This is a genomic window from Streptomyces sp. PU-14G (genome assembly GCF_041028275.1).
Lineage (GTDB): Bacteria > Actinomycetota > Actinomycetes > Streptomycetales > Streptomycetaceae > Streptomyces.
Genome location: NZ_JASKYT010000363.1, coordinates 1 through 7268, shown reverse-complemented (window position 1 = coordinate 7268; position 7268 = coordinate 1). Strand labels below are relative to the sequence as shown.

Genomic DNA, 7268 nt, shown 5'->3' with positions numbered 1-7268 from the left:
GGGACGGCGGGGCCCCGGGGCAGGGCGGCGGCCCCCGGCAGCCGTAACCCCCGACGGGCACCGCGCCGGGACTGCGCCACGCGGCTGACGCGTTCGGCGCCTCACCGGCCCCCCGGGGTCAGCGTGCGACGCGCATCACGGGGAGCAGGCAGTGTGCCGAGGTCGCCAGCATCTCGTCGCTCACGAACGCCCGGAGCGCCTCCTCCCCGATCTCCTTCTCGGGGAGGGGATGCGACCAGGGCTGCGTCGCGACCAGCAAGTAGAGGTGTCCGCGCTCCTGCGCCGCGGCGATCCACCGGGGCGGTGTGGCGTACTGCACCGACATCTTCGGCATCCTCAGCGCCACTTGTCCGCCCTCGACGAGCGCGGTCACCCGGGACTGCCGCCCGCCCTCGGTGGCGTCCACGAGCTCGCCGCCGACGCTCAGCCCGAGGTCCGCGACGAGTTGCCGCATCGCGGCGGCCGTCTCCTCCCGGGAGCCCGGACCGTCACCGAACGGGAAGATGAGCAGGAAGGCCATGTCCCGCCCGTCCCCGTAGTCACCGGCCCAGCCGACCACGCTGAGGGTGCCGAACTGGTGCTGCTGCATGCCGCCTTGGGCGGTCTGGGGGGAGGTCATGGACGGGCACCTTAGTCGCATCGAAGGCCTCATCCAGTAGCAGATCACCCTTAATGAGCACCTTTGGTGCGCGAGCACGCCGCCGGAGGGACCGGTCGTCCAGATGTGCGTCACCCGGCCGCTGACGACCGTCACCCAAAGATCGGGTGCGTCTCACGCGGCTGTCACACCCTCGGTGGCGAGGCAACACCACCCTGCCAGGCCACTACGCTGTGCAGTTGAACGGTTACTTTACGCCGCCCACGGTGTGGGTGGCCGAACTCGGTGGTGAACATGTCGAAGACCAGAACCGCCCGTCACAAAGCCCCCGCCCCCCGGGTGCCCCGCATCCTCACGAGGGCCGGGGTGCTCACCGCTGTTGTCGGCGCCGCCCTCGGCTCCGCCGTCCCGGTGGCCGGCGCGGCCGGTCAGGGCGGCGAGGGGAAGAGCGGCCACCAGGCCGCCGTCGAAGGGCTGGTGCGGGGCCTCGCGACGCCTGTTCAGGAAACGGCGCGGGGGGCCGGTGTGGCGCTCGGCGGACCGCTGGAGACGGTCAACAACCTCCAGCTCGATCCGCTGGCCAACACCGGCACGGACCCGCTGGACAACACCGTCAGCACGCAGGTCGCCGACTTCCGCCCGGTGAGCACCGCGGCCCTCACCGGCCCGCTCGCCCGCGGCGCATCCCTCGACGAACTGCCCCTGGCAGGTCCGGCGCTCACCAAGGTGACCGGCGCGCTGCACACCGGGGACGGCGTGAAGCCACACTGAGGGCGGCGGAGAGCCACACGCGAAGAAGCCACCGGCTGGGTGCCGGTGGCTTCTTCTCTGCGGTCCTCGCCGGGACCTGTAGCGGCCCTGGGGCTCAGCGGTTGTTCGTGCCGTTGGCGGACAGCACCGGGATGTCGTCCAGGATGTGCGACAGCGGCTCGTCGCCCTTGGTCTGCGACGAGTTCTCGGTGCACTTCTGCGACTGGTAGGCCGACAGAACCTGGATGTCCTGAACCGTGATCGGGACGATGCCGACGACGGAGCCGACGTTGAGCCTCTCCCAGGGCAGGGCGCAGATGTCGTTCAGCGAGCCCTGGATGAGCTGGTTCTGCGGGCTCAGGTTGCCGTAGGTGGCGGCGTTGCTGTCGGCGTGGTCGGCGCCGTTGCCGTTCACCGTGGTGGTGCCGGTGTCGTTGCCGGTGGCCAGCGCCTGCGGGGCGGCCATGGCGGAGATGCCGACGAGCGAGAGGGCCACCGTTGCGGTGGAAAGGGCCTTCTTCATCATGGGTTCAAACCGTTCTTCCTGGAATGGTGCGGAAGTCTGGGACGCCGGGTCTAACTGTCTTCCGCCTCATGAGTTTTTCCTTTTCACCTGAATGGTGAATACGCCGTGACCCGGCGATGCGTTAGCGGCGCGGACCGTCACTCGAGCAGCGGAATCCCGCCGAGCAGGTTCTGATCGCCGATCAGTTGCCCCTTCTCAGGGTTCTTCACGGCTTCCCCCACCTTGTCGAACAGCGGCCCTTCCACGCCCACCGGAGGGGAGGAGGACAGCAGTTCGCCACTTCCGAGGGCGTAGTCGAGACCGTGGTTCAGGCTCAGCCGTGGGCCGGCCGGAGCCTCTTTCGCGAAAGCGGGCTGCGCGGCCCCCAGGGCCATCACCGAACCCACGACGGCGGCGGCGGTCTTCCTGTACTTCATAAGGTGCTTCTTCTCCCGAAACTGTGGGAAGCCGTTACGCGCCACAGGACGGACGCCGAGTAACCGCGGATAAGGCGGTGCCGCGAGACGCGGGCGTCCTCGACGACGCGTCCCGTGGAACGAGCGCGGACGGACCCGAGGTGACGGATGCGGACGGACCCGAGGTGACGGATACCGCTCAGCTGGGCCGCTGGGCCGCGCGGCGGTAGAGCACCACGCCGCCCAGCAGCGCGCCCGCGCCGAGAGCCGCCGTACCCCAGGCGCCGCCCCCGCCCGTCTGGGCCAGCGCGTCGGAGGCCACGACCTCCCGCTGGTCGGTCTGCGGAGCCTTCGGGGCGGTTTCGCCGGCCGGGGTCACCGCCCTCTCCTCCTCCGACGCATGCTCCTCGCCGCGCGGGGCCGCGGGCTTCTCGCTGTGGTCCGCCACAGGTTCGGCGGGCTTCTCACCGCGGGGCTTCTCCGGGCTGCGGCCCGGCGGGTGTTCCGTGCTCTCGGACGGCTTGTCCTCGGTCCGCGGTGGCTTCTGCGGCTCCTCCTGCGGCGTGTGCGAGTGAGGAGGGTGCTGGGGCGAGGACGGGTCGTTGGCGCAGTTGTTGCCGAACGACGGGTTCAGCAGTGCGACGACGTTGACCGTGTTGCCGCAGATGTTGGCCGGTACCTGCACCGGCGCCTGGATCGTGTTACCCGACCCGACACCGGGGGAGCCAGCGGCGCCACCGCCGGCTCCCGCGTCGGCTTGGGCGTACCCTGCCGCACCCGCGAGCGCCCCTGTCGTGGCGGCCGCGGTCAGGAGGCTCTTGCGCAAGACCTTTCGCATGGTCTCTTCCTGCTCTCAATCTTGTGCGGAAGGCGTGGAGTTCTTGCGGTCGCTCTTCCGCGTCTCAGGAAACCGGACGGCTCCGGTGCGTGGGCTCCATGCCCCCACCGGAGCCGTCCGAGCTGGTTCCCGCGCACGAGGGCGGGGGATGTCAGTCGTTGACGCAGGTGTTGCCGAACGCCGGGTTGAGCAGGCCGATGATGTCGATCGTGTTGCCGCAGACGTTGACCGGCACGTGAACCGGAACCTGGATGACATTGCCGGAGACGACACCGGGGGAGTTGGCGGCGCCGCCCTGGGCGCCCGCGTCGGCGAGCGCCGGAGCGGCGGCGGTGCCCAGGGCCATCAGCGTGCCTGCGGCAACGGTCGCGACCTTCGTGTACTTCACGTGGGGAGTCCTTTCTCAAGCGGGTTTCCCTGGACCACGGATTTCGTATGTCCACGAGTGCTGGCTGATCGCCCGCAACTCCGCTGTCGCTATTCGTAACGAGGTCGCGTTCCATACGACACGAGTTATGCCGAACTCACTCCGCCATCCCTCCAGTGGCCTAGAGAAGAGGGCGGTTACGTACCTCGATGTGGTGTGTCGGGCCGACCGGACGGTGCCGCGGAGGCGCGAGGATGCGGGGGAATGCAGGGGAATGCGGGCGAGTGCGGGGGCGTGGGGCGACGGTTGCATCGCGCCGGTCGGAACGGTGGGAGCACCTGAAGGCTGAAAAACCTACAACGGCAAAAAGCGCAGAATGATGAAAGGCCTGGAATGATGCGGGGCCCGGAATGGTGCGGGGTCCGGAAAGGTGCGGGGTCCGGGATAGTGCGAGGCCCCGGTGTGAGGGGAGGCCCAGGGCGGCGAAAGGCCCGGGGCAGCGAAAGGCCCGGGGCGGTGCGCCCCGGGCCCGGTGCCCGCGTTCCGCTCTGGTCGCGGCCGGAGCCGCCTCAGCGGTTTCCGGTGCCGTTGCCGGAGAGGAGGGGGATGTCCTGAAGAATGTGCGAAAGCGGCTCGTCGCCCTTGGCCTGGGTGGAGTTCTCGACACACTGCTGGGTCTGCGGGCTGGACAGGATGTTGATGTCCTGAACGGAGATCGGCACAACGCCGACCAGCGACCCCAGGTTCAGCTTGCTCGGCAGCGCGATACAGGGCTTGTTGAAGGAGCCCTGGATCAGCGCGAACTGGGGGCTCCAGTTCCCGTAGGTCGCGGAGTTGCCGTACATCTGGTCCGCGCCGTTGCCGTTCACCGTCGTGGTGCCACGGTCGTCGCCGATGGCGGCGGCCTGCGGGGCCGTCACGCCGACGATGGTGGTCGCGGCGGCGGCCGTGGCCAGCGCGTTCTTGATCATTGATAGTCCTCCTGGTGTGGAGCTCTACGCGGAGCGCACTGGACAACTGGGCCGCACGGTGTTGGTTGCGCACGTTCACCCGGACGACGAGTGACGCTCGCCAAACGTCGGTTCATCGTTCCGGGGGACATCTCCACCCGGACGGGTGGGACACGGGGCCGGTCGGCGCAGCGCCGCCGAGACCGCGCCCCCTCGCGCCCGCCGCGCTCACGTGTTCGCCGCGCCCACGCGCCCATGCGCTCGCCGTGCTCGCCGCGCCCACGCGCCCGCCGCGCTCACCAGGCCACGGTGCCGCGGTGCCGGCCCGCCGGCTCGCCGGCCGCCCGTTCGGGCCATCCCTTCCTGCCGTAAGAACGGGCGGGCGGTATCCCTGGAGGTGGGACGCGCGGAGCCGGAGCGCCGCGGCGCGCGGTCCCGGAAGGGAGTGCGGCCGTGACCAGGACCGTTGTGGTGGGCGTCGACGGCTCCGCGTCGAGCCTGGAGGCCGTGGACGTCGCGGCGCGGGAAGCCAGGCTCCGTGGCGGTTCGCTGCACGTCGTCCACGCGTTCGTCTGGCCGACGATGAAGGTCCCGCTCGGCCCGTCCGTGATGGGCCCGCCGGAGGGCGGCTTGCGCAACCTCGCCCACAAGACCGCCGAGCAGGCCGCCGCCCGGGCGAAGAGCTCCCAGCCCGCTCTGGACGTCACCCACGCGGTCGTCAGCGGCGACCCGCTCTCCGTCCTGACCACCGAGTCCCGTGGCGCCGCACTCGTCGTGGTCGGGACCCGCGGCCTGGGCGGTTTCACCGGCCTGCTCGTCGGCTCCGTCGCCGTCTATCTGGCCGCGCACGCGGAGTGCCCCGTTCTCGTCACCCGGGGCCGGAAGAACCCCACCGGCCCAGTGCTGCTCGGAGTGGACGGCTCCGAAGTGGGCGATCCGGCTGTCGGCTGGGCCTTCGAGGAGGCCTCGCTGCGCGGCGCGGAACTCGTCGCGATGCACAACTGGAACAACTGGGCCGGCCCCGTCGCGGCGGGCCCGGGCATCCAGGTTCCCACGTACTACGACGTCGACCTCTTCCGCGCGGAGGAGGAACGGGTCCTCTCCACGGCCCTCGCCGGCTGGCAGGAGCGGTACCCCGACGTGACGGTGACGCCGCGCCTCGTACAGGAGTACACCCGGCAAGCACTGCTCTCGGCGAGCGAGGACGCCCAACTCCTCGTCGTCGGCGCCCGTGGACGCGGCGGTTTCACCGGACTCCTGCTCGGCTCCGTCAGCCAGGCCGTCCTCCACCACGCCGAGTGCCCGGTGGCGGTCGTCCGGGCGCACCGAGAGCACGGCCGGGGCCATGGACACGAGCATGGGCATGGCCGCAGTCATGGGCACGGCCACGGGCACGGGCACGAGGGCCACCGTCCGCACCGGTCGGTCCCATGGCACCGCCATGACGGCGGCGAGGGCCCGGCGGACTGAGCACCGCACACGTGCCCCGTCATGACGGGCACCGCCGGGGTTGCGGGCTGGGGGAGAAGGAAGCGGGTGCCGAGGGAGGGAGCCGGCTCCGCACAGCGCCACGACGACGCCGACACGGTGGCCAGCCCAGCACGTTGGCCCCCTGGCGTCCCCATGGGCGACCATTCCCCCATGGACACCGCAAAGCTGGAACTGGCCGCGAAGCGCTACCGCGAGGCGGAGGAGGCCCTCAACGCGGCAGGCCTCGACCTCCAGACGGAGGCCGTTGCCCTCCTGAGAGACCCCGACGACCCCACCGGCGTCCACACCACCGTCGCCGAAGTCACCGGCTGGACTCCCGAATACGTCCAACAGCTCCAGGCGGTGGCCGACGCCCACGAGGAACCCGCGCCCTGATCGTTGCGTCGGCACAAAGGTCAGCGCCGCCCGCTTCGACCCCGCTCACGCGCTCGGCCCCGGAACGCCCGAAGGACATCCGCGAGGGCTTGGAGAATGGCGGGCCGGTCGGCCGGCTGGGTGCCTGCCAGAGAAAGGACGGTCATGACGATGAAGGCCACCAGGGCGGTGACCAGAGTGACGGTGATGGGCCAGACAGCAAGGGCGGGGTACATCAGTCAGCGCTCCCATGCCTCGGTGGCTGAGGACGACCCCCGCCCGACCGTCCCGGCCGGCTGAAACCGAGCTTCCATGCGTGTGATCAGGGGTCTTTCCCCGACTATGACGCATACGCCGGTCCTGTTTCGGCACCTCGTACCCGGCTGTTTCCGTGCCGCAGAGCGCGCAGGGGCTCACGCCTCACCGACGCCACTCCGAGCGGTCGGGCGGGTGTGCCTCGCCTGCGGAGCAGCCGTCGGCCTACCGCGCCGGACCGCGTTCCCCAACTCGCTCTGACCACCGCCGAGATACGTCCGCTCGCCTGGCCGCCGCCCGACCGCGCCCGAACGTTCCGCGCCCCCGGACGCCTGCGCTCCCTCCCTCGCCGGGCACCGGAGTACCCCACCCACCGCTGTGATCGCGAACCTTCGGAAACGTACTCCGAGAAGGTGAGCCGTCCTCCGGTGCAGACCCGTCCACAGCCGACCTGGCGAAGTGGACGAGAGGAGCGCGCGATTGCTGCCGACAGACCCTGAGCTGCGCCCCGCCTCCGTCCCTGCCTCCGCTGTGTGTGCACTGGCACAACGACAAACGCCCCGTAACCAGCATCCAACCTGGTCACAGGGCGTTGTCACACTTACACGGAAGTACCCCCGGCAGGATTCGAACCTGCGCACACGGCTCCGGAGGCCGTTGCTCTATCCCCTGAGCTACGGGGGCGTGCCGTCTTGGCGGCGACAGGTAGAACACTACCAGGTCACTGGTGGTGGGGTGGAAATC

At 70.4% G+C, this 7268-nt stretch carries 9 protein-coding genes and 1 tRNA gene; 3 read left to right on the top strand and 7 right to left on the bottom strand.

Going from position 1 to position 7268, the window contains the following annotated elements:
- Window positions 1-118 precede the first annotated feature (118 nt).
- Complete coding sequence (locus tag AB8Z75_RS28870) at window positions 119-619, bottom strand: DUF5949 family protein (protein ID WP_369207070.1); 501 nt, start codon at window positions 617-619, stop codon at window positions 119-121.
- Between the two features lie 273 nt (window positions 620-892).
- Here AB8Z75_RS28870 and AB8Z75_RS28865 point away from each other — a divergent pair, with 273 nt between their 5' ends.
- A complete protein-coding gene (locus AB8Z75_RS28865; protein WP_369207068.1) occupies window positions 893-1369 on the top strand; it encodes a hypothetical protein in 477 nt (158 codons plus the stop codon).
- A gap of 94 nt (window positions 1370-1463) precedes the next feature.
- Here the strand turns inward: AB8Z75_RS28865 and AB8Z75_RS28860 are convergent, their stop codons facing one another.
- The 5 genes from AB8Z75_RS28860 to AB8Z75_RS28840 form a co-directional block, all read right to left on the bottom strand.
- A complete protein-coding gene (locus AB8Z75_RS28860) occupies window positions 1464-1874 on the bottom strand; it encodes a rodlin (RefSeq protein WP_369207066.1) in 411 nt (136 codons plus the stop codon).
- 137 nt (window positions 1875-2011) lie between these two features.
- Window positions 2012-2290, bottom strand: a complete 279-nt coding sequence (locus AB8Z75_RS28855; RefSeq protein WP_369207064.1) for a hypothetical protein — start codon at window positions 2288-2290, stop codon at window positions 2012-2014.
- A 178-nt stretch (window positions 2291-2468) separates the two neighbouring features.
- On the bottom strand, window positions 2469-3107 hold the full coding sequence (locus AB8Z75_RS28850) for a chaplin family protein (protein ID WP_369207062.1): 639 nt from the start codon (window positions 3105-3107) through the stop codon (window positions 2469-2471).
- A gap of 151 nt (window positions 3108-3258) precedes the next feature.
- Window positions 3259-3495 carry a chaplin gene (locus AB8Z75_RS28845; protein WP_369207060.1) on the bottom strand — a complete coding sequence of 79 codons (237 nt, stop codon included), beginning with the start codon at window positions 3493-3495 and terminating at the stop codon, window positions 3259-3261.
- A gap of 548 nt (window positions 3496-4043) precedes the next feature.
- Window positions 4044-4445, bottom strand: a complete 402-nt coding sequence (locus AB8Z75_RS28840; RefSeq protein WP_369207058.1) for a rodlin — start codon at window positions 4443-4445, stop codon at window positions 4044-4046.
- A gap of 432 nt (window positions 4446-4877) precedes the next feature.
- On the opposite strand from AB8Z75_RS28840, the gene AB8Z75_RS28835 reads away from it, so the two are divergent.
- Window positions 4878-5894 carry a universal stress protein gene (locus AB8Z75_RS28835; RefSeq protein ID WP_369207056.1) on the top strand — a complete coding sequence of 339 codons (1017 nt, stop codon included), beginning with the start codon at window positions 4878-4880 and terminating at the stop codon, window positions 5892-5894.
- Between the two features lie 171 nt (window positions 5895-6065).
- Window positions 6066-6290 carry a hypothetical protein gene (locus AB8Z75_RS28830; protein ID WP_369207054.1) on the top strand — a complete coding sequence of 75 codons (225 nt, stop codon included), beginning with the start codon at window positions 6066-6068 and terminating at the stop codon, window positions 6288-6290.
- A gap of 846 nt (window positions 6291-7136) precedes the next feature.
- Here the strand turns inward: AB8Z75_RS28830 and AB8Z75_RS28825 are convergent.
- Window positions 7137-7208 (bottom strand) — tRNA-Arg (locus AB8Z75_RS28825).
- Window positions 7209-7268: the final 60 nt, after the last annotated feature.